This window comes from Pseudomonadota bacterium, assembly GCA_016719885.1.
Lineage (GTDB): Bacteria > Pseudomonadota > Gammaproteobacteria.
This window is the reverse complement of record JADJYF010000027.1, coordinates 115,513-139,743: the sequence shown is the minus strand read 5'-3', so window position 1 is coordinate 139,743 and position 24,231 is coordinate 115,513. Positions and strand designations below refer to the sequence as shown.

At 66.9% G+C, this 24,231-nt stretch carries 17 protein-coding genes and 1 pseudogene; 6 read left to right on the top strand and 12 right to left on the bottom strand.

Annotation, left to right across the window (positions count from 1 at the left end):
- Positions 1-73 precede the first annotated feature (73 nt).
- From IPM80_24065 to IPM80_24030, 8 genes and pseudogenes are all read right to left on the bottom strand, one after another.
- Positions 74-3,201, bottom strand: a pseudogene (locus IPM80_24065) (efflux RND transporter permease subunit).
- A gap of 10 nt (positions 3,202-3,211) precedes the next feature.
- On the bottom strand, positions 3,212-3,772 hold the full coding sequence (locus IPM80_24060) for an efflux RND transporter periplasmic adaptor subunit (GenBank protein ID MBK8961419.1): 561 nt from the start codon (positions 3,770-3,772) through the stop codon (positions 3,212-3,214).
- Between the two features lie 1,009 nt (positions 3,773-4,781).
- Positions 4,782-6,059: a TolC family protein gene (locus tag IPM80_24055; protein MBK8961418.1), complete on the bottom strand. Its 1,278-nt coding sequence runs from the start codon at positions 6,057-6,059 to the stop codon at positions 4,782-4,784.
- Positions 6,060-6,131: 72 nt separating this feature from the next.
- Positions 6,132-6,500: a hypothetical protein gene (locus IPM80_24050; GenBank protein ID MBK8961417.1), complete on the bottom strand. Its 369-nt coding sequence runs from the start codon at positions 6,498-6,500 to the stop codon at positions 6,132-6,134.
- Between the two features lie 192 nt (positions 6,501-6,692).
- A complete protein-coding gene (locus IPM80_24045; GenBank protein ID MBK8961416.1) occupies positions 6,693-7,439 on the bottom strand; it encodes a hypothetical protein in 747 nt (248 codons plus the stop codon).
- Positions 7,440-7,520: 81 nt separating this feature from the next.
- Complete coding sequence (locus IPM80_24040; GenBank protein MBK8961415.1) at positions 7,521-7,802, bottom strand: hypothetical protein; 282 nt, start codon at positions 7,800-7,802, stop codon at positions 7,521-7,523.
- 227 nt (positions 7,803-8,029) lie between these two features.
- Complete coding sequence (locus IPM80_24035) at positions 8,030-9,670, bottom strand: NAD(P)/FAD-dependent oxidoreductase (GenBank protein ID MBK8961414.1); 1,641 nt, start codon at positions 9,668-9,670, stop codon at positions 8,030-8,032.
- A 272-nt stretch (positions 9,671-9,942) separates the two neighbouring features.
- Positions 9,943-10,398, bottom strand: a complete 456-nt coding sequence (locus IPM80_24030) for a GFA family protein (GenBank protein ID MBK8961413.1) — start codon at positions 10,396-10,398, stop codon at positions 9,943-9,945.
- A gap of 207 nt (positions 10,399-10,605) precedes the next feature.
- On the opposite strand from IPM80_24030, the gene IPM80_24025 reads away from it, so the two are divergent.
- Entirely contained in the window at positions 10,606-11,703 is a 1,098-nt protein-coding gene (locus IPM80_24025; protein ID MBK8961412.1) for an LLM class flavin-dependent oxidoreductase, read from the top strand.
- A 46-nt stretch (positions 11,704-11,749) separates the two neighbouring features.
- Here IPM80_24025 and IPM80_24020 read toward each other — a convergent pair whose 3' ends face one another.
- Positions 11,750-13,393, bottom strand: coding sequence for an NAD(P)/FAD-dependent oxidoreductase (locus IPM80_24020; protein MBK8961411.1), 1,644 nt, complete (start codon positions 13,391-13,393; stop codon positions 11,750-11,752).
- 187 nt (positions 13,394-13,580) lie between these two features.
- Here IPM80_24020 and IPM80_24015 point away from each other — a divergent pair, with 187 nt between their 5' ends.
- Both IPM80_24015 and IPM80_24010 read left to right on the top strand, forming a co-directional pair.
- Complete coding sequence (locus tag IPM80_24015; GenBank protein MBK8961410.1) at positions 13,581-14,447, top strand: metal-dependent hydrolase; 867 nt, start codon at positions 13,581-13,583, stop codon at positions 14,445-14,447.
- Between the two features lie 39 nt (positions 14,448-14,486).
- Positions 14,487-14,975: a hypothetical protein gene (locus tag IPM80_24010; protein MBK8961409.1), complete on the top strand. Its 489-nt coding sequence runs from the start codon at positions 14,487-14,489 to the stop codon at positions 14,973-14,975.
- A gap of 36 nt (positions 14,976-15,011) precedes the next feature.
- Here IPM80_24010 and IPM80_24005 read toward each other — a convergent pair whose 3' ends face one another.
- The gene (locus IPM80_24005) at positions 15,012-16,022 is read right to left on the bottom strand and encodes an AraC family transcriptional regulator ligand-binding domain-containing protein (GenBank protein ID MBK8961408.1); all 1,011 of its coding nucleotides are present in this window, start codon (positions 16,020-16,022) and stop codon (positions 15,012-15,014) included.
- 126 nt (positions 16,023-16,148) lie between these two features.
- Here IPM80_24005 and IPM80_24000 point away from each other — a divergent pair, with 126 nt between their 5' ends.
- Entirely contained in the window at positions 16,149-17,645 is a 1,497-nt protein-coding gene (locus IPM80_24000) for a 4-hydroxyphenylacetate 3-hydroxylase (protein MBK8961407.1), read from the top strand.
- An 84-nt stretch (positions 17,646-17,729) separates the two neighbouring features.
- Here IPM80_24000 and IPM80_23995 read toward each other — a convergent pair whose 3' ends face one another.
- Positions 17,730-18,800, bottom strand: coding sequence for an LLM class flavin-dependent oxidoreductase (locus IPM80_23995; protein MBK8961406.1), 1,071 nt, complete (start codon positions 18,798-18,800; stop codon positions 17,730-17,732).
- 184 nt (positions 18,801-18,984) lie between these two features.
- Here IPM80_23995 and IPM80_23990 point away from each other — a divergent pair, with 184 nt between their 5' ends.
- Positions 18,985-20,793: an aminopeptidase P family protein gene (locus IPM80_23990; protein MBK8961405.1), complete on the top strand. Its 1,809-nt coding sequence runs from the start codon at positions 18,985-18,987 to the stop codon at positions 20,791-20,793.
- Positions 20,794-20,944: 151 nt separating this feature from the next.
- Here the strand turns inward: IPM80_23990 and IPM80_23985 are convergent, their stop codons facing one another.
- The gene (locus IPM80_23985; protein MBK8961404.1) at positions 20,945-22,813 is read right to left on the bottom strand and encodes a PQQ-binding-like beta-propeller repeat protein; all 1,869 of its coding nucleotides are present in this window, start codon (positions 22,811-22,813) and stop codon (positions 20,945-20,947) included.
- Between the two features lie 248 nt (positions 22,814-23,061).
- Here IPM80_23985 and IPM80_23980 point away from each other — a divergent pair, with 248 nt between their 5' ends.
- Positions 23,062-24,231, top strand: a complete 1,170-nt coding sequence (locus tag IPM80_23980) for a phosphotransferase family protein (GenBank protein MBK8961403.1) — start codon at positions 23,062-23,064, stop codon at positions 24,229-24,231.

Genomic DNA, 24,231 nt, shown 5'->3' with positions numbered 1-24,231 from the left:
GATGAGGAACGCCGTGCGCGCGGCCGTGTTTCACCCGCCGGTCAAGCCGTCTCGCCGATTTCAGCGGCAGCGCTTATCGCGCCAGCGCGGCTGGCGATGATGCGCGTGCTGCCGTCGCCGTGCGTCCCAGCGCGCCGAAGCGCAGATACAGGCTCGGCACCACGAACATGTTCAGTGCGGTCGACGACAGCAGCCCGAACAGGATGACGATCGCCATCGGCGCCTGGATCTCGCTGCCCGGCTCGCCCAGCGCCCGCGCCAAGGGCACCAGCGCCAAGCCGGCGGCCAACGCGGTCATGAGTGTCGGCACGCGGCGTTCACGCGCTCCGCGCAGCACCGCCTGCTCGGCATCGGCGACGCCCTCGACTTCGCGCAGCTGTCGGATGTGGGCGACGAGCATCACACCGTTACGCGTCGCGATCCCAAACAGGGTGATGAAGCCGATCAGCGTCGCCACCGACACCACGTTGCCCGCCAGCACCATGCCGACCACGCCGCCGATCAGCGCGAGCGGCAAGTTGATCATGACCAGCAGCGCATCGACGGCGGAGCGAAACGCCATGTACAGCAACACGAACACGCCGGCGATGACGACCGCCCCCAGCACACCGAGGGTGCGCGCAGCTTCGGTCGCGCTCTCGAGCTGACCGCCGTACTCGACGTGGTAGCCGGTGGGCATTTGGACCTCCGCGCTGACGCGCGCCTGGATGTCCTCGACCACACTTGCCAGATCGCGCTCCGCGACGTTCGCCATGACGACAATCTTGCGCTGCACGTTCTCGCGACTGACGAGGTTGGGACCGCGCTCGCGGCGCACGTCGGCGAGCGCCGACAGGGGTAGATGTGCGCCGCTCGGAGTCACCAGCAGCGTTGCAGCGATGTTTTCCAGCGAATCACGCACCGCCGGGTCGTAGCGCACCACCAGGTCGAAACTGGCCTGCCCTTCCAGCACACGGGTGACTTCGACACCGGCCAGCGCTGCCTGCACCGCGGCGCCGACCTCCTCGATATGCAGACCGTGGCGCGCGATGGCCTCACGCCGGAAGTGGACCATCACGAACGGAATATCGGCCTGGGTCTCGACCGCCACGTCGACCGCGCCCGGCACGCTGGCCGCGATCGACTTGATGCGTTCGCCCAGTTGGCGCAGGTCGTAGAGGTCCGGCCCCAGCACCTTGATGGCGATGTTGGCGCGCGTGCCCGACAGCATGTGGTCGATGCGATGGGAAATGGGTTGGCCTATCACGACGCTCATGCCCGACAGGGTCGCGAACTCCTCGCGCAGTTGCTTCAAGAGCGCCGCCTTGCTGGTGTTGCCCATCTCGAGGCTCGCCTCGATCTCCGATGCATAAATCTCCTGGGCATGGGGATCGGCGGGCGCGCGGCCGGTGCGGCGCGCTGTCGCCACCACTTCCGGAAGGGACAGCAGGATGTCCTCCACGCGCTTGCCCATGCGGTCCGACTCGGCGAGTTCGGTGCCGGGCAGGGTCGTAACGTTGACCGTCAAGCTGCCTTCATTGAAGTCAGGCAGAAACGAGCGGCCCGCCTGCAGGAAGACCAGGCCCGCGAGCGCAAGAGCAGCCAGCGCGAGACCGCTCAACAGCCACCAATGCCTGAGCAAGGGCCGCAACACCGACTCGTAGGCGCCCTGCAGCGTGGCCAACATCCGCGGCTCGTGCGCATGCTCGGCGCTGGGGCCGGCCAGTACCGTCAGGGCCAGTACGGGCGTGACCGTGACCGCCACCGCGAGCGATGCGCCGAGCGCCACGACGTAGGCGAAGCCGAGCGGTGCGAGCAGACGCCCTTCGACACCCGCCAGGAAAAACACCGGCACGAATACCAGCATGATGATGAGCGTGGCGAATACGATCGAGCCCTGGATTTCGACCGTCGCATCGAACACCACCTGGGTCACGGCCTTGCGCGTGGCTGCAGCTGCTGCGCGTTTTGACGCAGGCGGCGCGTGATGTTCTCGACCACGATGATGGCGTCGTCCACCAGCGCGCCGAGCGCGATGCTGAGACCACACAAGGTCATGGTGTTGAGCGTGCCGCCGAATGCGGCAAGCGTGACCAGCGCGGTGATGAGCGACAGCGGCAGCGCCATCAAGGTCACCAGCGTGGCGCGCGGCGACAGCAGGAACACGAACACGATGGCGACCACCAGCACCGCGCCGTCACGCAGGGCGTGCAGGAGATTGTCGATGGCCCGTTCGATGAAATCCGCCTGCCGGAAAATATGCGACTCGATACGCATGCCGCTCGGCAGCGAAGGCGCGAGGCTGGCAAACGTCGCATCGAGACGTGCGGTCAGGTCGAGTGTATTGACGCCAGGCTGCTTCTGAATGGCGAAGATCACCGCGGTCTTGCCATTGTGCGCGCCGGTGCCGCGCACCGGCCCCACGCCGATCGCCACCTCACCCACATGCTTGACCAGCACCGGCTGGCCGCCGCGCATGCCCACCTGGGTTTCGGCAATGTCATCGAGCGTGGCAATGCGTCCTATGCCTTGAATGAGATATTCCTGCCCGTTCTCCCGGTAGAAGCCCGCCGGCATGTTGGCGTTCGATGCGCGCAAGGCGTCGATGACATCACCGACCGGCAGGTCGTAAGCCGCCAGCCGCTGCGGGTCCAGGGTGACCTGGTACTGTTTCTCGTCGCCACCGATGGTCAGCACCTCGGCCACGCCGGGAACCGACAGCAGGCGCTTGCGCACGACGGTATCGGCGGTGGTCTTGAGTTCTGTCCCGCTGGCCTGGTCGGAGGCCAGCGCGATGAACATGATTTCGCCCATCACCGAGGCGGCCGGCGCCATCTGCGGTGGCGGCAGCTCGCCCGGCAAGGCGTTGCGCGCCACCTGCAATTTCTCGGCGACGATCTGGCGCGCCACCGGCACGGGCGTCCCCCACTCGAATTCGACGGTGACCACGGACAGACCGACGCTCGAGATCGAGCGCACCCGTCGCACGCCCGGCGCACCGTTGAGCGCGGTCTCGATGTGAAAGCTCACCTGGTTCTCGACCTCGAGCGGCGACATGCCATGGGCTTCGCTCACCACCACCACGGCGGGCGCGGTGAGATCGGGGAACACGTCGACGTCCATCTGGCTCGCCCGGTATCCGCCCCACAGCAGCAACAGCACCGACAAAGCGAGAACGGGCAGGCGGTTGCGCAGCGCGCCGCGAATGATTGATGCGATCATGGCGTGCTCCTCAATGCGCGTGGCCGTGGCCCATGGCCGCCGGCGCGGTGGCGGCCAGGCGCACCTGGTAGGCGCCGACGGTCACGACGCGCTCGCCGACGGTCAGCCCCCCTTCGATACCCAGCCAATCGCCGTCGCGTGTGCCGGTACGCACGATGCGCCGCTCAAAGGCCTCGCCGTCCTTCATCACGAACACCACGCTCTGGCCGTTGTCATCGATCACGGCTGACGCCGGCACCGCAGGCATGCGCTGCACCTTGCCCGTGAATACGCGTGCCGCGACCCGCATGCCCGCGCGCAAGGCGCGGTCGGCGTTGTCGAACTCGAAGACCGCGGGCGCGGTGCGCGTCTGCGCGTCCACCAAGCCACCGAAAGCCACCAGGCGCGCGTTGTGCCCCGCCGTCAGTATCGTTGCGGCAGCGCCATCGACCTGAAAATAGGCGCCCACCGGTTGCGTGACGCGTCCCAGGTCCGACTCCGGGATATCCGCCTGCAGCCACAGCTGGCCGAGATCCGCGATATGCACCAGCGCCTGCCCCTCGTCCACGGCCGCGCCGCGCGCCGTGCGCACTTCGACCACCGTGCCGGCCAGCGGCGCGCGCAACGGCACGCCGCCGCCAGCGCCGCGGCCGAGCCCAACCGCCGCTCGGCGGCGCGCAGATCGGTCCTGGCGATGTCGGCCTCATGTTCGGCTTCCGCTGCTCGCGATGGCGCGATGGCCTGTGCGTCGGCCAGCGCGCGCAGCCGTCGGGCGACCTGCGTGGTGTGATCGAGATGCGCGCGCGCGCGCTGCAGATCGGCTTCCAGGGTCGCAAGATCGACACCGCTTGCGAGTCGCGGCACCAGCGTCATCAAGACCTGGCCGCGCTCTACCGCCATGCCGAGGTAAGGAAACGCTGATGCGCCGCCCTCCAGCACACCCGCGGCCGGACTGCTCACCAGCGCCTCGCGCGAAGCGATGGGGCGCAGCGTCGCCGACGCCGCGACGCTCTCGCGCAGTTCGCGTTCAATCACCGGCGCGTGGGCGAAGTCGAGTTTCCATTGTTGTTCCTTGGTGAAGGAGATGCTGCCGTCTTCCTCGTCTTCCTTGGGGTGAGCCTTGGCGGCTTGCGCGGCACTGGCGTAGATCTCGACTTCGCCCAGATCGTGCACATGGCTGCGCTCACCCACGGTCAGCGTCAGGCGCAGGCGGTGGCGGCCCGCCGCGCTCGGTTTGAGTACCGGTCTGAAGATGCCGGGCGTCGAGCTGACCGCCGCTTCGGCGCGCGCGCTTTCCTGGCCCTTGTCGACAGTCACCACCAGCGTGCCTTCATTGACGGCGCTGAAGCGCTCGCCGGTCCAGGTGAGGTGCGCGGCAAACGCCGCCTCCTCGCCTCGCACCAGCGGCGCATACTCAACGAACAGCTCCGTGGCTTGTTCGAAACTCGTCACCGAGATACCGCCGCCGTGCGCATGGCCGTGGCCGTGCTCGCCGCCCTCGTGAGTATCGGCCGCGTGCCCGCCCGCGTCGGTGGGTGGAGGTGTGATCGTCCGCACAGCCCGTCAACAGCAGGGCCACCATCGACACACAGGAAAGAAACTTATTCATGGCTGTCCACCCCGGCGATTTGGTCGAGCTCGATGCGCGCCATGCGCGCCTGGTGATCCAATTCGAAGCTCGTCAGTTCGGTTTCGAGTTCAGTGCGCGACGCGTCTATCAGTTCGAGCACGCCGCCCTCACCGGCCGCGTAGGCGGTCTGCGCAATCCGGCCGAGTTCATGCGCACTGATGAGAACATCACGTCGGTAGTCGAGCGCGGCGCTGAACAGGCGAGTCGCCTGTTGCCATGCACCGTCCAATTCGCCGCTCAAGCGCGTGAACTGCAGCGCGTGCTCGGCGCGGTAGGCTTCGCGTTCGGCCACCGCGCGCTTGGTGCGCGCCTGACCGCGGTCGAACAGCGGCACCGGGATGCCCAGCGACAAGGTCAGATCGCCGCGGTCTCCATGCCCGGTCTCCACCACCTTGGTGCCAAGCCCCACGGTGACATCGGGGACCCAGCCGCGCCGCGACACCTGCACTTCGCTGTCCGCGGCTTTCGCGTGTCCCATCAGGGCAAGGAGTTGCGCACGTTCACGCAGCTGAGCGCGCATCTCGTCCAGCGCTGGCGGCGGCGCGGGCAGCGAGGCGCCGAGCGGCACGAGTTGTTGCGAAGCGCCGTCATCGACAAAGGCAGCGAGCAAGGCACGGTCGCGCGCCAGCTCAGCAGCGGCGGTGTCGCGCTTGACGCGCAATGCGGACAGCTCGCGCTTGACCCGATGCCTGTCATAGCCCGATGCCTCACCACTTTCGGCGAGGCGCTCCACGACCTGCGCGCTGTGCGCAAGACTGACGAGCGCGGCATCCAGGGCGTCCACCACACGCACGCCAAACAGCACGCGGGCAAATACTCGACGCAAATCGGCGACCGCGTCGGTACGGGCCCCGGCGAGCTCCGAGTCGGTGGCCGCCAAACGGTGGCTCGCGGCCTCGCGGGCGAAACGCCGGCGACCGGCAAGGTCCAACTGCTGCGTCGCTTCCAGGCGCGTTTCCGCCTCCCGAGCGCCGCCGCTGGTCACGCCTTCGCGTCCGATCGACAGCGTTGGATTGGTCCGCAATGCGGCCTGCTCGAGCTCCGCCTGCGCGGCTCCGCGCCGCGCTTGTTCGAGCGCGACGAAGTCATCGCGCGCAAGCATCGCGGCGATGGCCTCTGCTTCGCTCAGTTCGCGGGCAACAGCCGGCGACAACACACCACAACATAAGGAAATGAATAATAGCCGGCGACAGCCGGCACGGGCGGACATGCCCCATGCGGCCAGCGCCGGACCTGGAAAGACTCCCATTGGGAACGCTCCTTACCGACAGACACCTGCACGCGGGATGCCGGGCAAACCGGTCATCCGCGGTTCAAAAAGTCATGCGGAAGCAGCGTTGATAGGCGGACGATAAAGTGGGGAAAGAGTCGCGGTGAGCAAGGACATGAGCGGCGGACAGCCCACGGAGCCGGACTTCACCGGCGCCAAGGTCACGAACGTGACGTCAAGTATCGAGCCCGAGAGATGATCGAGCATGTGACCGAGATTGGCATGCTCATCCAGCGCGTGGCCAGGATGATGATGGTCGTCGTGGTCGTGGTCGTGACCGGCGCCACCGCTGTCCGCGAGCGAAGGGGGAAAGTCGTACGCCACCCCATGGCCCGCGGCGGCGGTCGCCCCGACACCGAAAGCCGACCCCGTCCAGGACAGCACGAGCACGGCCAATAAAGCCGCGGCTACGTGTTGCATGTTGGTTCGGCGCATGCGGCGATGGTATCGGCCCACGGAATCCGAGGTCAATTGGCGGCACACGCAGCCGATCCTTGAAAACCTTCTGATTGGTTCATCGCGTGCGCGCGCGGTCCCCGCCAATGTCCTCGCCCTATGCCGCACCGAATTCAAAGAAGGCACTGGCGTGAGGCCCCGGCACGTCGTCGCCCGCTATTGCTCTTCGACGATGATGCCGCCGCTCAACGGCGCCGCCTCTTCATACCTTCGCAGCATCGTGCGAAGCGTGAACATGAGTTCTCGTTCCAGCTTGGCGTCGCCTGCGTTGGAGAATACGACAGGGAAGCTCAGGGCCGCGAGGTAATGGTCGTCGATCAACACCAGCGGCACGCGCTGCTTGACATCCATGATGGTCAGAAAACACGAGTAGTAGCTGCCGACCATGGCGTACTGATCGTCGCGCCCCGCCTGCTTCATCATTGTTTCTCGCGGAAGCGCGCAGAGGCGCGCGCGAATCTCGTCGGATGCGCGGCGGTCGAACCATTGCCCGTAGAACGAAAGGCTGTTGGCCCAGGATATTGGAAGGCTCGCGTCGGGCGGCCCGATGCGGCCGATGCGGGTCACCTCGCTGGAGCTGAGTCGGCCGATACAGATGAGCTCGGGTAATCGCCCCAGGCTCTTCAAGCGGTTGACGGTGTAGCCGTCGCGCTCCTGCATGACGACCAGCGTGTTGCGAAGCCCGAAGGGCTCGAGGAGTTTTGCCACACCGTACCGGGACATGTCCGCCATAACCGCCATCCAGCCAGGCAGTCCGGTGCCGATGAGAAGTGAATCGATGACGTTAGCGGAAATTCTCCGTCGCGCTTTAGCAATCCCGCGGCCTTGCATGCCCTCGTCGACGGCCCGTGCTGAAGCGCCGGCAGCGAGGCGCTTGGTCCTCGCGCCGGAGTAACGATACACGCGGTGACTTCACTGGCGGCGTACGACGCCGCCTGCCAGCCTTGCCGCGTCGGGCGGCCAGGCGCCCGGCGCGGCCCCCGTTCAGTTCGCGGCCCTGTACCAGGGTCCGACCGTGGCGTTGGAGGCCACCGCCGGCGCGCGGCTCAGCGTTTCGGCGAGGTTGGCGGCGAGCTGTGGTTGCGCGCCGAAGTACCACGGTACCTTGACCGCGCGCCCGGGCTGGGCAACGCCGGTCACGACATTCGCCGCGGTCGCGAGGTGCGGCGGCGGAAACACGACCTCGGCCTGGGCCTGGTTGCCGACCGCGAGCGCGGCGGCCAACAGGATGGCGGGCGTGCTGAAATCAAGAGTGGACTGGTGCATGACATTTCTCCCCATCGAGTGGAACGGTATGTGTATCGGGGCGGGGACATCCGCGCCGATGCGTGGGAAGAACTGTAGGGCGCGCGTGTCACGCGAAGATTTCGGTTCGCAGCGCCAAGGTTACTCGTACGTTACGAATTTGATCGCCGGCGACGGCCGCTGATTTCGTACAAACACCACGCCGCCCAGGGCCGCGCGCAGCGCAGGGCGCTGCGCGCTCAAAGCCGCTATCTCAACACGAAGCCTCGATAGCCGGCCTTCGCCACTTCGTCGCAGCGCTCACGATAGGCCGGCGAGCCGCCGGTGTAGGCGAGGAAGGTGCGTGCGCTGGTCTGGCGCCCCGGCGTGTTGCCGCCGAAGAACCAACCGCGCTGGGCGGTCGCAAACAGCGTCTGCGAAACCATGTCGGCGACATGGTCGGTCCATTCGGTCTCGGCCTCGGGCGTCGCTTCGACGTAATCGAGGCCGCGTGACTTCATGTGCTGCAACAGATCGGTCACCCAGCGGATCTGCGGCTCCACGCAGCGCGGAATGTTGCAGAACGTCGCGCCGCTCTGCGGGCCGACCAGCGCCAGCAGGTTGGGAAAGCCCGCATACTGCAGACCGAGGTAGGTGACCGGGCCGTCCTTCCACTTCTCTTTCAAGGTGCGGCCGCCGCGGCCCCGGATCTCGATGCGATCCAGCGCGCCGCGCACCGCGTCGAAGCCGGTGGCGTAGATGAGCATGTCGAGATCGTATTGGCGCGTGCCGGTCTCGACGCCGGCGCTGTTGATGCGCTTGATCGGATCTTCCTTGACGTCGACCAGGTGAATGTTGGGCTGGTTGTAGGCTTCGTAGTAGCGGGTCTCGAGCGGCACGCGGCGCGTGCCGAAGCCGTGATCCTTGGGAATGAGTTTTTCCGCCGTCAGCGGGTCCTTGACGCGCTCGCGCACCTTGCGCGCGACGAAGTCCGACACCAGCGCATTGGCATGCGGGTCGGTCAGCACGTCGCTGTAATTGCCGAGCCACAGGCCGAAGCCCGCGCCCCAGTAGAGTTTTTCGAACAGCGCCTCACGCTCGGCGGCCGTCGCCGCCAGCGCCGACTGGTCGAGGAAGCCGTAATCGAAACCGCTGAAGGTCTTCATGCAGGCAGCGAAGATCTCTTTTTGCCGTGCGTGGATGTCCTTCTGCTCGGCCGGCGTCAGCGGCTTGTTGCCGAGCGGCATGCACCAGTTGGGCGTGCGCTGGAAGACGTAGACCTCGGCGGTCGACTTGGCGAGTTCCTGGATGGTCTGCACGCCGCTGGCGCCGGTGCCGATGATGCCGATGCGCTTGCCGTCGAAACGCACCGGCGCCGGATCGGAAGTGGTTTCATCGCGCGGCCAGGTGGCGGTGTGATAGGTCTCGCCGGCGAAGCTGCCCACGCCTTCCACGCCCGGCCATTGCGGCGCCGACAAGGGGCCGGTGGCGGCGATCACGAACGTTGCACTGAGCGCGCTGCCGTCGGCGAAGTCCAGTGTCCAGGCGTGTGCATCTTCATCGAACGTCATGCGCGTGACGCGCGCATTAAAGGTGATGTCCTTGCGCACGTCGAGCTTGTCGGCGCAGTAGCGCAGGTAGCGATGGTTCTCGGGTTGCGACGCGTACATCTCGCTCCAGTCCCAGCCATCGACGATGTCGTCGGAAAAGGAATAGCCGTAGGTGAAGCTCTCGGAATCCACGCGGCAGCCCGGGTAGCGATTCCAGTACCACACGCCGCCGACATCGCTGGCGGCGTCGACCACGCGTACCGACAGACCGAGTTGGCGCAAGAGATGGAGTTGATACATGCCGGACAGGCCGGCGCCGATGATGATGACGTCGTAGCGCTGCGCTTGTGTGCTTGCCATGTTGCCCTCCTGACAGGCTTGTGATCCGGTCGGGTAGTACCGACGGCTCGAATCTAGGCAGCGGCATCGACAGCCAGCAATGGCTAGCCGCGCCGTCCTTGCGCTGGGTCAATCAGATGCGGAATAAGGCGTGGAAGGAAGGTAACAGCGCCCCCCTGATCGGTGGGGCGGCTAACTCTGGAAGTGGGCACCGGCACACCCGTGGAGAAGATCTCGCCTTCACCCGCAACGGCGCCTGCCACCGCCGGCGAGTCATGCGCGTGCAGTGCGACTCAGTGCCTGCCCGCCGCCTGCGCCAGCAAGGCATGAAACTGGTCCTCATTCGGCGCTTCACCGATCTTCGGCAGCGCCGTGCTCGTGCAGTCCCACGGCTGCTTGCGCGAGACCCACACGTCCACCTGCGGCTGGAAGCGCGCGGGTACATCGAGGCTCGCGGCCCACAGCCCCTGCAGTTCAGGCACCAACTCCGCCTGGATGAACATCGGTGAACCGCAGCGTGGGCAGAAGCCGCGGCTCACGCGGCGCCCGCTTTCGGCGAGCACCTCGTACCAGTTGGCCTCGCCGTGCACGGTCAATGCCGTGCGCGGCACGTAGAGCACGGCGCAGAACGCACTGCCGCTCGCGCGCTGACAATCGCGACAATGGCAGTTCCATGAGAACGCGGGCTCGGCCGCGCACGAATAGCGGATGGCACCGCAGGCGCACGTGCCCGTATAGGAGTCTTCCATGTTCACCTCATCGCCATGGACACAGGGGGCGAGCGTAGCGCGAGCATGGCGGAAAGCAAGCGGCCGAGCGCCGCTGGCGGCGACCGTTGCGCCTGGCGAGGGCGCAAGCATCGCTTTCCACCCCTCCCGAATCGTGGACTGGACAGGCCACCGCGCGCCTGCGAGTGTTAGTCATCACCATGAGCCCCAGGCACACGAGGACCCTCGATGGACGTCGGCATTCAAACCATATTCTCGAGTCACGGCTGGGCGGACATCACCGACGGCCAGGTGGTGCGCGAGGACACGCAGCTCGCGTTGCTCGCCGCGGAACTCGGTTTCGACGTGGTGTGGGCCGCCGAGCACCACTTCTACAACTACTCGTTCTGCCCCGACAACGTGCAGTGGCTGGCCGGCATCGCCGCGCAGGCGAAGAATGTCGAGGTCGGCACGGCCGCGGTCATCATGCCGTGGAACGAACCGTTGCGCGTGGCCGAGAAGATTGCCCTGCTCGATCACATGACCGAGGGCCGCGTGCGATTTGGCATGGGGCGCGGCCTGAGCAAGCGTGAGTACAGCCACTTCCGTGGCATCGAGATGGACGAATCGCGTGGGCGCTTCGACGAAGGCGCGGCGATGGTGGTGGAAGCGCTGCGCAGCGGCTTCATCGAGGGCCAGGGGCCGTACTATCCGCAGCCGCGTACCGAGATCCGGCCGCGACCGGAGCGCTCTTTCGAAGGCCGCACCTACGCGGTGGCGACCTCCGATGATTCGGTCGACGCGGCCGCGCGCCTCAAGGCGGCGATGGTGTTGTTCGCCGATCGGTCATGGACGGCGCGTCTGCCTTCCATCCAACGTTGGCGTGAGCTCTATCGCGAATATCACCATGCCGAACCGCCACCGCCGCTGATTTGCGACTTCGTGTATTGCCACGAAGACCCCGCGCTTGCCGCCGAGCGCGGCCAGCACTACATCGCGACCTATCTCGAATCGGTGCTCGAGCACTACGAGATCATGGGCGATCACTTCAAGGGCATGCGCGGTTACGAGTCCTATGCCGGTGCTTCGGGAGCGCTGAAGCGCATGGGCGCGACCGGCTTCCTGAACGGCTTCCTGGAAGCCACCGCCAGCGGCACGCCCGAGCAGGTCATCGAGAAATACCGCGCGCGGTATGAACTGCTGGGGCCGTTCGAAGCGGCGCCGGCGTTCCGCTTCGGTGGCATTCCCTATGCCGAGACCGAAGCGAGCCTGCGCCTGTTCGCGGCCAAGGTACTGCCGGAGTTGAAGCGCTGGGGCGTGGCGCCGCGATCCGCCGCGGCGGGTTGAATTACCTCTCCAACGAAGACGATGCCGCGGCCTGCGCGCGGCGTCTTCAGCCCTGCACGCCGTGGCGCGCCGCCGGCAACAACTCGTAACCGGGAAAACCGCTCTCGAGTTCGTCATAACAGATGTCGTTGTAGCGCTTGAAGCCGCCGCAATAGACCATGAACATACGCGCCTTGCCCGGCACGTTGGCGCCCGAATACCAGCTCTTGGTGGTCAGCGCGCCCGGCCGACGTTCGGCATAGCGCAAGGTCTCGGCGCGCCAGCGCAGCTCGGCATCGGCGCGCGGGTGCAGGCGCGGACGCCCATGCGCTTCGAGCCAGTCGATGCTGTCGAAAATGAAGTCGACCTGCTGCTCGGCGAGCGTCGCCATGTTCGACAGCACCGACGGCGACATCGCGCTCGACGGCAGGAACAGGTTGGGAAAGCCGTGCACCATGGTGCCGAGGTAGTTCATGGGGCCATCCACCCACGCGTCCTTCATCGAGCGTCCTGCCATGCCGCGAATGTCGATGGCGAACACCGGCCCCGAGATCGCGTCGAAGCCGGTGGCGTAGACGATGACATCGAGCGCGATGGTGGCGGCGCTGGTCTTGATGCCTTCCGGCACGATGCGCTCGATGGGCGTGTCGGGCAGATGCACCAGGTGCACGTGCGGCAGGTTGAAGGTCTCGAGGTAGACATCGCTCATGCACGGACGCTTGCCACCGTAGGGATGATCCCAGGGCACGAGACGCTGGGCCGTCCAAGGGTCTTGCACCTGCTCCTGCATGCGCGCGCGGATGAAGTCCGAGATCGCGGCATTGGCCTCGGGCAGGTGCGCATCGCGAAACGCTAGCGCGATGTACTTGCCCTGCCACGCGGCCCATAGCGCGCGCTCGCGTCCGGCGTCGTCCAGGTCATGGAAGCGCTCTTCACCGATGCCGAGCGGCGTCTGGCCGCCGTAGGACTCACGGAACGCGCGGCGCACGGCCTGCGGATCGTCGCGCAGGCGCGCGACCAAGCGCGGGTCCATCGGCCCGCCGGCGGTGGGCGTGACGTAATTGGCGGTGCGCTGGAACACGTGCACCTCGGCCGCGAGCTTCGCCACTTCCGGCACCACCTGCACGCCCGACGAGCCGGTGCCGATCACGCCCACGCGCTTGCCGGCAAGCTCGACACGGCCATCCTTGGGCCAGCTCGAAGTGAAATAGGCCTGGCCGGCAAAATCCGCCACGCCTTCGATGTCGGGCGCCTTCGGATCCGACAGCGCGCCGATGGCGAGCACCGCGTAGCGGCATACCAGGGTCTCGCCGCTCGAGGTCTCTATCGACCACAGGCCACGCGCCTCGTCGTAGCGCGCCGCCAGCACCTTGGTATTGAACGTGATGTCCTTCAGTACATCGCAACGCTCGGCGACGAAGCGCAGGTAGCGTTGGATCTCGGCCTGGCCCGCGCAGGCATCGGACCAGCTCCAGTCGCGCACGATGTCGTTATCGAAGAAATAGGCGTAGTTATAGCTCTCGACGTCGCAGCGCGCGCCAGGGTAGGCATTCCAGTACCAGGTGCCCCCCACATCGCTGCCGCGCTCGATGCCCTTGACGGTATAGCCCCGTTGCCGCGCCTGGTACAGCGCATAGATGCCGGCGAAGCCGGCTCCCACCACCACCACGTCGCAGTCCGGCGCGGGGCTTGCGAGGGAAATCTCATTCATGGTTCATGCTCTCGAATTGTGCCGTGTCGAGGCCGCGTAATGCCGGGCACGCGCAGCCAGCGCCGCAGTATCGCGCGACGCTGGCCGTCCTCCTAGCTTGACGGTCAGGAATAGGGGCCGACGCCGCGCGCCTTTTCTCTTCGCCGGCGAGCAGGCATGCTGCCAATCCCAGCCAAGGAGACAGGGCATGAACAGCGCACGCATGACAGTCCGGCGACCGGCCTTCAGCTACCCCTCGCCCATGCCCGGCCATTGGAACGCGCGACGGCCGGAGTTCTCGCACATCGTCAATGCCGCTTCGCTGGCCATGCCCTACCTCGAGCCTTATCTCATCAAGAGCATGCGCGCGGCACGCGAGCGCATCCGCGACCCCGAGCTCAAGAAGGCCCTCGACGACTACGTCGCGCAGGAGTCGATGCATTTCAGCCAGCATCGGCGCTTCAACGATACCTTGCAGGCGCGCGGCTACCGCTGCATCGAGGCGCTGCAGGCGCGCATGGCCGCCGATTACGCCGAGCTCGGCGCCAAGCGCAGTCTCGAATTCAACCTTGCCTATGCCGAAGGCTTCGAGTCCATGGCGCTCGCCATCGGCGAGATGCTCATCGAAGATCGCGAACACCTGTTCGGCGCCAGCGAAAGCGGCGTCGCCACCCTGGTGCTGTGGCATTTCGTCGAGGAGATTGAACACAAGAACGTCGCCTTCGACGTGTTCGAGCACGTGGCGGGCGGCTACTTCCGTCGCGTGCACGGCTTTCTGTATGCGACGGCGCACATTTTCAAACTGACGCGCGACGGTTACCACGCGCTGCTGCAGGAGGACGGCCTGTGGCGCGATTGGCGATCGCGGCTGGCGCTGGCGCGTCTGCTCGCGCGCATCTTCGCGCAGCTGACGCCGAGACTGTTGCGCATCCTGGTGCCGGGCTACAACCCGCGCCAGGTGGCCGACCCGCCGTGGGCGCGGGCCTGGGCCGCACTGTTCGACGCCACACCGCAGGCCGCCGCGCGACTCGATACCACACGCCTGGCCGAGCCCACGCCCGTGCCCCTTGCCTGACACCTGGACACCATCATGACTGACACTTCGTCTGCCGCCATGAGTGAACGCATGCGCGCCGCGCTGTTCTTCAATGGCACCGGCCTCATCGCGCTCGCCCTGCTGCTCGGCTGGGTATGGTTCTTCGCCCTCATCGGCAAGATTGCCCTATGGCCGTTGCCCATCGACATCCCGGTCTCGATCCCGGACGACGGCCGCGCCTGGCGCATGGCGCACATGGAAGCGATCACCCAGGGCCTGCTGCTGATGGGGTTTGCCTTCGGCGGACGTTACATGCGCCTGTCGCCGCGCCAGTTCTCCTGCTTGTTCTGGTCGGCGCTGGTCACGACCTGGCTGTTCACCCTCGGTGCCGCCGCCAACGCCGTGTGCGGCACGCGCGGCCTTGCTTTCGGCGGCGGTCCGTTCAAGCCCGGGCTCGCCAATGACGTCATCTACCTCGCGGGCTGGCCGCCGGTGCTCGGCGTGCACATCATGCTGGCGCTGGCCTTGCTCGGGCTGTGGAAGAATTTACGCGCGCAGTCTGATTGACGCTGGGCGGGCAGGGGCATTGCCCGTGGACGGCGCTCACGTCACATCGCGCTGCGCTTGACGCCAGGCGCGCGGCCCGACGCCGAACCAGCGGTGGCAGGCCAGATTGAAGGCGACCGCATCGGCGTAGCCGAGTTCGGCGCTGATCGACTCCACCGAGCGGTCGGTTTCGCTCAGGAGCTGCCGCGCACGACGCTGCAATACGTCGTCGCGCAGGGTTCGAAAATTGGTGCCGGCCACACGCAGGCGACGCGCCAGCGTGCGTGACGATACGCCGAGTTCCAGCGCCATTGAGGCCTGATTCGGCGGCGTCATGCCGGCCGCGCAATTCAAGGCATATTGGACCTGAGCCAGCAACAAGCCGCCGGCGCGCAGCGCGCCACGCTCGATCTCGAGCGTATTGAGTGCGGCGCCGAACAGGGATGGATTGGCGAACGGCGCCGGACGCGCGAGCCATGCCAGCGGAAACTCGATGGCGGTGGCTGGCGCCGAGAAACGCACCGCGCCGCGGAACGCCTGCAAGTAGCGTGGGCTGTGCGCGGGCGGCGCTGAACGGAACGCAAAACGCGCCGCCGCCACCTCGCCGCCGACCAGCGTCTCCAGCATGTTGTGCAGACTCTGCATGATGATCTCGTCACCGGTCAGGCGCCGACTGGCACTGACCTCGACGGTCTCGACGATGTTCAACACCCCCATGCGCCGGCCCGGCGCGCCGAGCCGCAATGCGTAACGCGGCGAGCGACTTTGGCCGAAGTCGGCCAAGGTTTCGATGGCGAGGCCAACGGTCGGCGCGGACGTAACCGCCTGGCCCAGCGGCCCCGAAGTCTCGGCGCCAAAACGCACGTCGAATGGCCAGCCTGGCCCGAGCAGGCGATCGAGATTGTCGAGCACCGTAAAGGTGTCGCGTTGCGACAGACGCGCGGCGGGCAGGCCGAGGTCCTTTGCGCTGAGCGCGGTGCCGGCCAGCACCACGCTCGCCGGATGACCGCGCGCGGCGCCGAGCCGCAGGGCCAGACGCACGTAGTCCGCGGTCATCGGCAGCAGCAAAACGTGTTCGTCTTTCACTGTCCGAAAATATTAGATTTTTGACCACTCGCATACTCCCCGCCCGACATCGCGCTGCCGATACTTGCGCGCACTGACAGCCATCAACCGCACATCGGAGAGCACACCATGGGTATTCGTACCGGCCAGCAGTACATCGACAGTTTGCGCGATGGCCGCGTGATCCACGCCGGCGGCGAGCGCGTGACGGACGTCACCGCCACGCCGGCCTTTCGTGGCGTCATCGATACCATCGCCGCGCTCTACGATGCCCAGCATCAAGCCCCGCACCGCGAGGTGCTGACCTTCACCCCGGACGGAGCCACGGCAGCGGTCAGCGCCACCTACTTCCCGGCACGCACCCAGGCGCAGGCCGAGCGCCTGCTGGCCTGCTTTCGCGCGCGTGCCGATCTGACCTACGGACTCATGGGCCGGCTGTCGGACTTCATGAGCGCATGGTGCATGGACCAGATCGAGTCGCTGACCTTCCTGGGGCGTGGTGAAGCGGCCGCCAAGGCGCGCTGGTATCGCGACCACGTGCGCGACAACGATCTCGCCATCACCCATACGCTCATCGACCCGCAGACCGACCGCGGCAACGACGCGGCGCCGGATGAAACGGTACGCGTCGTGGCAAGACGCAGCGATGGCATCGTGGTGCGCGGCGCACGCCTGCTGTCGACGCTGGCGCCGGTCGCCAATGAATTGATTGTCGGCCCCTACCAACCACGCATGCCGGGCGAAGAAGACAAGTGCCTGCTGTTTTCGCTACCCATGAATGCCAAGGGATTGACCATCCTGTGCCGCGAGCCTTACCACGCGAACCGCAGCGTGTTCGACCGGCCGCTCACCTCGCGCTTCGACGAGGGCGACGCGGTGCTGTTGTTCGACGATGTGTTCGTGCCCGACGAGCGCGTGATCCTGGCGGGCGATCTCGAGGCGTTCAACAATCTCATCCCGTTCTATCCCGGCTATACCACCATGCAGGCGGTGGCGCGCTCGACCGCCAAGCTGCGCTTCCTGACCGGCGTCGCGGCACTCGCCGCGCGCGTCACCGGCCGCGACAAGCTGCCACGCTACCGCGAGATCCTCGGCGAACTCGTGTGCCACCTGAACGTTGCCGAAGGCATAGAACGAGCGACCACCTACGACATCGCCGAACGGCTGGCGGCCTATGCGGACGGGCGGCCACTCGGCGTCGACACGCTGCAGTGTGCGGGTCGCAGCCAGCCCAGGGTCGGCAGCAGCGCGGTCATCGCATTTTTCCCGATGGTCAACAAGGCCGCCTATGACGCCATCCGCGTCATCGGCGGCTCGGGCCCGATCACCTTCACCGAACAAGATTTCGACGACCCGACGCTCAAGCCGCTGCTCGAGCGCCTGATGATCGGACCCGGCATCCCGGCCAGGGAGCGACTGCAGGCAATGAAGCTCATCTGGGACATCACCGGCGAGCAGTTCGGCGCGCGGCAGGCACTCTATGAACGCCACTACTCGGGCGATCCGATCAAGAACATGCTGATGATGTCGCACTCGCCGAAGTACGCTGAATCGGAAGCGCTGGTGTTCCGGCTGCTCGGCTGGGAATACAACAATGGCAAGCCGGCGTTCGGGAACCTGGGCTGAAAGGCACGCGGTAGTGCGGCGGTCAGCGCATGACGATGCCGGATGTCGTCGAACATCGACGGGCGGTATCTTCCAGCGTTTGCCTCATAGCTGCCGCAACACCTCCGCCGCCACCTGTTCGATGACCTCGTAGCGCGGTTCGAACGGCGGCAGCAAGGTGATCTCATCGAGGCCCGCTGCGCCGAGCGCGCCGAGCCGGTCGATGAGTTCCGACGCCGTGCCTATCATGCAGGTCGACTCCATGAGGTCGGCGGTGAGAAAGCGCTGCTCCTGCGCTTCCACCCAGCAGTTGTGACCACGATGGACGTGCTGGTGGCGGCGCGCCTCGGCAAAGCCCGCCATGTAGGCGCAGTAGTCGGACCAGATCGACGCCACGGCGCGGCCCGGTGGCTGCCCGGTCTGGCGCCAGCGGTCGTAGGTGTAATGCAGGGACGCCATCGCGAACGCGCCACACAGCCGTCGCACCCGCGCTGAATCGCGCGCTTCGCCATCGTTCAACACCACCATGGTGGTGAGACTTGCGGCGCGAAACCGTGCACGGTCGAAGTCGCGGCCCGCCGCCGCCGCGCCCGCCTCGATGTGACGCCACACGCCTGTCATGTAGCGCGCGTCCGGCGGAATGGACAACACCGCGCCGTCGCCATGCTTGCCGACCAGGCCGAGCGCGCGCGGCCCGAAGCCCGACACGTAGAGCGGGATCGGATCGACGAAGTTGACGAAGCCCGCGTCGGGCATGAGATGCCGTATCGGCATGTCCTTGCCGCGCCAGTGAAACGACGCCTCCTCGCCACGCAGCAGCGGCTTGACGGTCGTGAGCCAGGTGTCGAACTCGGCGATCGGCATGGGCTTGTGGCCCATCACGCGCATCGCGGTGTTGCCGGTACCGACGCCGAGGAACACGCGCCCCGGCGCCAAGCGGTTGATGGTCGCGATGCTGGCGGCGGTGACCGGCGCCGGACGCGTGGGCGCAACCGCGACGCCGGTGCCGAGGCGCAGCGTGCGGGTACGCGTCGCGGCCAGCGCCAGCACCGCGTAGGGGTCGCTCCACAGCATGTGACTGTCGGCTATCCATGCGTGGGTGTAGCCGAGTTGCTCGGCACGCACCAGGTAATCGATGTCGTCGATCTTCGACGCCGCGCACAAGCCCAGTTCCATCACGCTGCTCCTCGCTGACCAGTGACGGATGGTATCCGGCCGGCACCGCGAATCGCAGCCTGGCCTGGCAGATTCCCGTCTGCCCGCTGTAGCCCGCCAGCGTCGCGCAGCGGGCGGTTGACACGGGACGACGCCGCGCCGCAATGTCGACGCCCGACCAGGCGAACAGCGAACTCCAATCTCCGTGGCCAATCCTGACTCCGTATTTCACCGACGCATCGAACGCGTGCGCGAGGTGCTGCGCGAAGCGCGGCTCGACGCCTTGCTGGTGCCGAGCGCCGATCCGCATCTGAGCGAATACCTGCCGGCGCGCTGGCAGGCACGGCAATGGCTGTCGGGCTTCACCGGCTCGATGGGCACGCTGGCCGTGACCGTCCGCCATGCGGCGCTGTTCGCCGACAGCCGCTACTGGGTACAGGCCGAGGCCGAACTCGCGGGCAGCGGCATCGAGCTCGTGAAGATTGCGGCCGGCAACGCCAACTCACACATCGATTGGTTGCTCGATCAGGTGGCGCCGGGCGGCGTGGTGGCAGTCGACGGCGCGGTACTGGGCGTGGCTGCCGCGCGCGCCGTCGAAGCGGCGCTGTCGGCGAAGAACATCCGCCTCGATACGAGCCGCGACGTGGTGGACTTGGTGTGGCCGGACAGGCCGGCGCTGCCGGACATGCCCGTCTACCCGCACCTGCCGCCCCACGCCAGCATGCCGCGCGGCGCCAAGCTGGCGCAGTTGCGCGCCGTGATGGACTCGCTGGGCGCCACCCATCACTTCGTGTCCAGCGTCGATGACATCGCGTGGCTGACCAACCTGCGCGGCGCCGACGTCGAATACAACCCGGTGTTCCTCGCGCACCTGCTGGTCGATGCCGAGCACGCGACACTCTTCATCGCCAAGGGCAAGGTCGATGCAACGCTCGCCGCGAGCTTGGCCGTCGACGGCATCGCGCTCGCGCCCTACGCCGAGGCCGGCGCGGCGCTGGCCAGGCTGCCGGCCGATGCGGTGCTGCTCATCGACCCACGGCGCGTCACTCACGGGCTCATCGCCAACGTACCGCCAGGTCTGCCCATGGTCGAGGCGCTGAACCCGAGCACGCGCGCCAAGAGCCGCAAGACCGCGGACGAGGCCGCGCATGTTCGCGCCGCCATGATCGAAGACGGCGTGGCGATGTGCGAGTTCTATGCGTGGTTCGAACAGGCGGTGGGGCGTGAGCGTGTCACCGAACTGACCATCGACGAGAAACTCTCGGCGGCGCGCGCGCGCCGCCCGGGTTTCGTCGGTTTGAGCTTTCCCGTGATCGCGGGCTTCAACGCCAATGGCGCCATGCCCCACTACCGCGCCAGCGAACAATCGCACGCCGTCATCGAAGGCAACGGCCTGTTGCTGATCGATTCCGGCGGCCAGTACCTGGGCGGCACCACCGACATCACGCGCGTGTGGCCCATCGGCACGCTGAGCGCGGCCATGAAGCGCGACTACACGCTGGTGCTGAAGGGCACCCTGGCCTTGTCACGCACGCGCTTTCCGCGCGGCACGCTCGGCCCCATGCTCGATGCCATCGCGCGCGCGCCGCTGTGGGCGGAAGGCATCGACTTCGGCCACGGCACCGGTCATGGCGTCGGTTACTTCCTCAACGTGCACGAAGGCCCGCAGACCATCAGCAAGGCCATCCCCGACGCGACCATGGCCATGGAAAGCGGCATGATCACCTCCATCGAGCCCGGCGTGTATCGCGCCGGACAGTGGGGCGTGCGCATCGAGAACCTGGTACTGAACGTGCCGGCGCTGACGCCGGAAGGCGACACCTTCGCCGACATGTTGGAATTCGAAACCCTGACGCTGTGCCCGATAGACACGCGCTGCATCGATCTACGTTTATTGCGTGAAGATGAACGCGCGTGGTTGAACGGTTATCACGCCATGGTGCGCGAGCGTTTGCTGCCGCGTCTCGCCGGCGATGCTCGCGCGTGGCTCGAGGCGCGCACCGCCGCGGTATGAGATTCCTTTGCGGGACGGGGGCGGGCGCGGGCCGCGGCCAGGGCGGGCCCCACCCCCCCCCGGGGGCCCCCCCCCCCCCGGGGGGCGGGCGCCCGCCTGACTTGCGGTTTCAGTGTGCGAATGAATTCGCACCTACAGGGGTAGTTTCGCGTTACAGGCCCTGCGCGAAGGCCGCGACGTCGGCCACCTGCTGCGCATTCAAGGCCGACGGATAGAGCTTCGGCATCTTGACCGAGGGCTGCACTATCCAGGTCACGGTCGCGGTGAAGTCGCGGCGCTCCTTCAAGCCCTGCAGCTTCGGCCCGACGCCGCCCTCGCCCTGCGCGCCGTGACAGGCGGCGCAGTTCTTGGCATAGACCTCGCGGCCGTTGCCCGCGTCGGCATGCTCGCGACTGACGGATTTCGGATCGAGCTCGGCGCCGGCCGCAGCGGCGGGCGCGGCCGCCAGCGGCTGTTCGCCGCCCTTGGGCAAGGCGTAGACGATGAGCGTCGGCTGACCGTTCTCACCGAAGGACAGGCGCGAGGAGGTATTGCCCGACGCAATCGCGACGTACTGGCGTCCGTCCTTGGCGTAGGTGATGACACCGCCGGCCAGCGCGCCGCCGGTCGCGTGCTTGAGCAGCACCGCGCCGCTCGCGGAATCGAGCGCCAGCAGGTTGCCGGACATGTCGCCGGTCAAGGTCACGCCGCCGGCGGTCGGCGTCATGCCGGCCACCACCGGTGCGTCGGCGTGGTATTTCCAACGCACCTTGCCGTTGTCCGGATCGAGTGCATGGATCCAGCCGGTACCGGCGCCCTCGAATTCATAGCTGCCGCCGAACAGGAACTGTCCCGGCACGAACTTCACCTCGCCCGACTTCACTATCGAACAGCGATCGACCGAGCCCACCACCAGCTGCTTGGTCTTGGCATCGTAGGCCGGCCCGTTCCATTCCACGCCGCCGAGCGCGCCAGGGCAGGTGTACACGCCAGCCTGGTTGGGCGCCTGGGTCGGTTTCTCGATGGTGGTGACGGCGCTCATGAAGACCCGTTGATGGGTTTCGCGATTCACGCCGTAGACGTGGCCGTCCTTGCTGCCCGCCGCCATCATCGGTTCGCCCTTGCTGTTCCAGTACAGCATCGGCGACGAACCGATATCGAGATCGAGGCCATCGTTGGGCGCCATCTGGTGCCACCACTTCAAGGCGCCGGTGCGCGCATCGAGCACCACCACGCTGTTGGTGAAGAGGTTCGCGCCCGGCCGGTGATCGGGCATGAAGTCCGGCGCGGGGTTGCCGACCGGCACGAAGATCTCGCCGGCCGACATGTCGAGTGCATAGGTGCTCCAACTGCCGCCGCCGCCGTAGCGCGCGGCATCGCGTTGCGTCCAGGTCTCGGCGCCGGTCTCCTTGCCGCGCGGGATGGTGTAGAAGCGCCACAGTTCGCGACCGCTGTCCTGCTCGTAGCCCATCACGCGGCCGCGTATGCCCCAGTCGCTGCCGGCCGTGCCGGTGATGAGCGTGCCTTGCCACACCGCGGGCACTGAACTGAAGAACTCGCCCTGCTTGGGATCGCCGGCCTGGTGTTTCCATAAGAGCTTGCCGGTCGCCGCGTCCAGTGCCAGCAGTCGTGCGTCGGGCGTGCCGCGGAACAGCTTGCCGTCGGCATAGGCCACGCCGCGATTGACCTGGAAGACTTCCTGCTGTTCGGCGCGATAGCTGTGCCGCCAGCGCACCGCGCAATTGGTGGCATCGACCGCCAGGGTGTCATGGGCATTGGTGAGATAGAGCGTACCGTCGATGGCGAGGATGCCTGGCTGGAAGGTGCCGGAATCATCGACCTTGAGTCGGCACACCTCGCTGAGGCTCGCGACGTTGGCGGTGTTGATCTGCTCCAGCATCGAGAAGCGCTGGCCATCGACGGTGTTGTTGTAACTCGGCCAGTCGGTGTCGGCCGGGCCGGCGGCCAGCGCCATCGCGCTCCATAGCAGCGTCGCGACCGTGGCCGGCGCCGCACTCATTCTGCGAACAGGTGTCGTCATGGTCTCCCCTCATGCATCGGGCGGCCATGCACAGGCATGGTCTCGTGCCCGGCGCCATCTATAGCAGATGCCGCGACGGGCCGGTATTCATCATTCGGTCTTCATACCGACAGCGCCAGGCATGCCGACCGCAAGGCGCATGCCTTGCGCCGCCCACCGGCGCCCGTCATATTGCCGCCACGCTTGCAGGGGACGGACACGATGCTGACTGGCGATACTCACGCGAGGAACGACGCGGGCGCGTGCCCATGACGGCGCCCCACCCCTGCCCTCCCGCGCACGCGCCCGGCGCGCAGCTCGAACCCGCCATCGCGGCCGTCCTCGCGCGCACGCTCCGCAAGCGTGCCCAGGGGCCTTACCGCGCATTGCGCGAACAGGACGTGCGCGACAAGCTCGAACGGCTGTGCGGCGCGCGTAGCGGTCACGCGGTGCATGTCGACGACGTGCAGCGCCTCGCGGGCGGCGCCTCGAAGGAAATGTTTTCCTTCACCCTGCGGCACGACGCCAACGCCACGCCCGAACGCCTGGTGCTGCGCCTCGACCCTTTGGAAAGCATCATCGAGACCAGCCGCCAGCGTGAAGCCGAAGCCATCGCGGCGCTGCGCGGCACGGTGCCGGTGCCGGCGGTGCGCTTCGTCGACCAGGAGGGCGAGTTTCTCGGCCAGTCGGGGCTCATCACCAGTTTCGTGCCGGGCGTGACGCGTCCGAGCACGCAGACCGACGGCGGCGTCAGTGGCATAGGCACCGATTACGGCGCGGCGGCCGCGCACATCGCGCCACGGTTTCTCGACAACCTGGTCGCCATCCACGCCTTCGACTGGCAACACGCGCATCTGCCAAGCTTCAGCGCGCCGCGCGCCGGCAGTCGCGAGGCCGCGCTGTGGCAGGTTGAGTGGTATGAGCGCATCTGGCTGCAGGATGCCTTGGAACAGATTCCGCTTGCGAGCCTGGTGCGACGCTGGTTGCGGAGCCACGCGCCCGTCTGCGCGGCGCCGGTGTTCGTGCACGGCGACTACCGCATGGGCAATTTCCTGTTCGACGAACAAAGCCTGGCGATGACCGCGGTGCTCGATTGGGAGCTCGCGCATATCGGCGATTTCCATGAAGACGTCGGCTACGTGACGCAGAAGCTGTTCGGACTGGTCGATGCGGACAAGCGTTTCCTGTGCTGCGGCCTGTTTACCCGCGAGGAATTTCTGCATCGCTACGAAACGCTGTCGGGGCGCACCATCGACCCTGACACCTTGCACTACTACGAAGTGCTGAACGCGTGGAAATCCGTGGTGCACACTTTCGCCACCTGCCTCACGGTGGCCGCCGCCGGCAACAATCACCAGGATGCGCTGTTGAGCTGGCTCGCGCCGGTCGGTCACCTGATCCTGGCCGACATCGCCAGCAAACTGCGCGGGAGATACTGA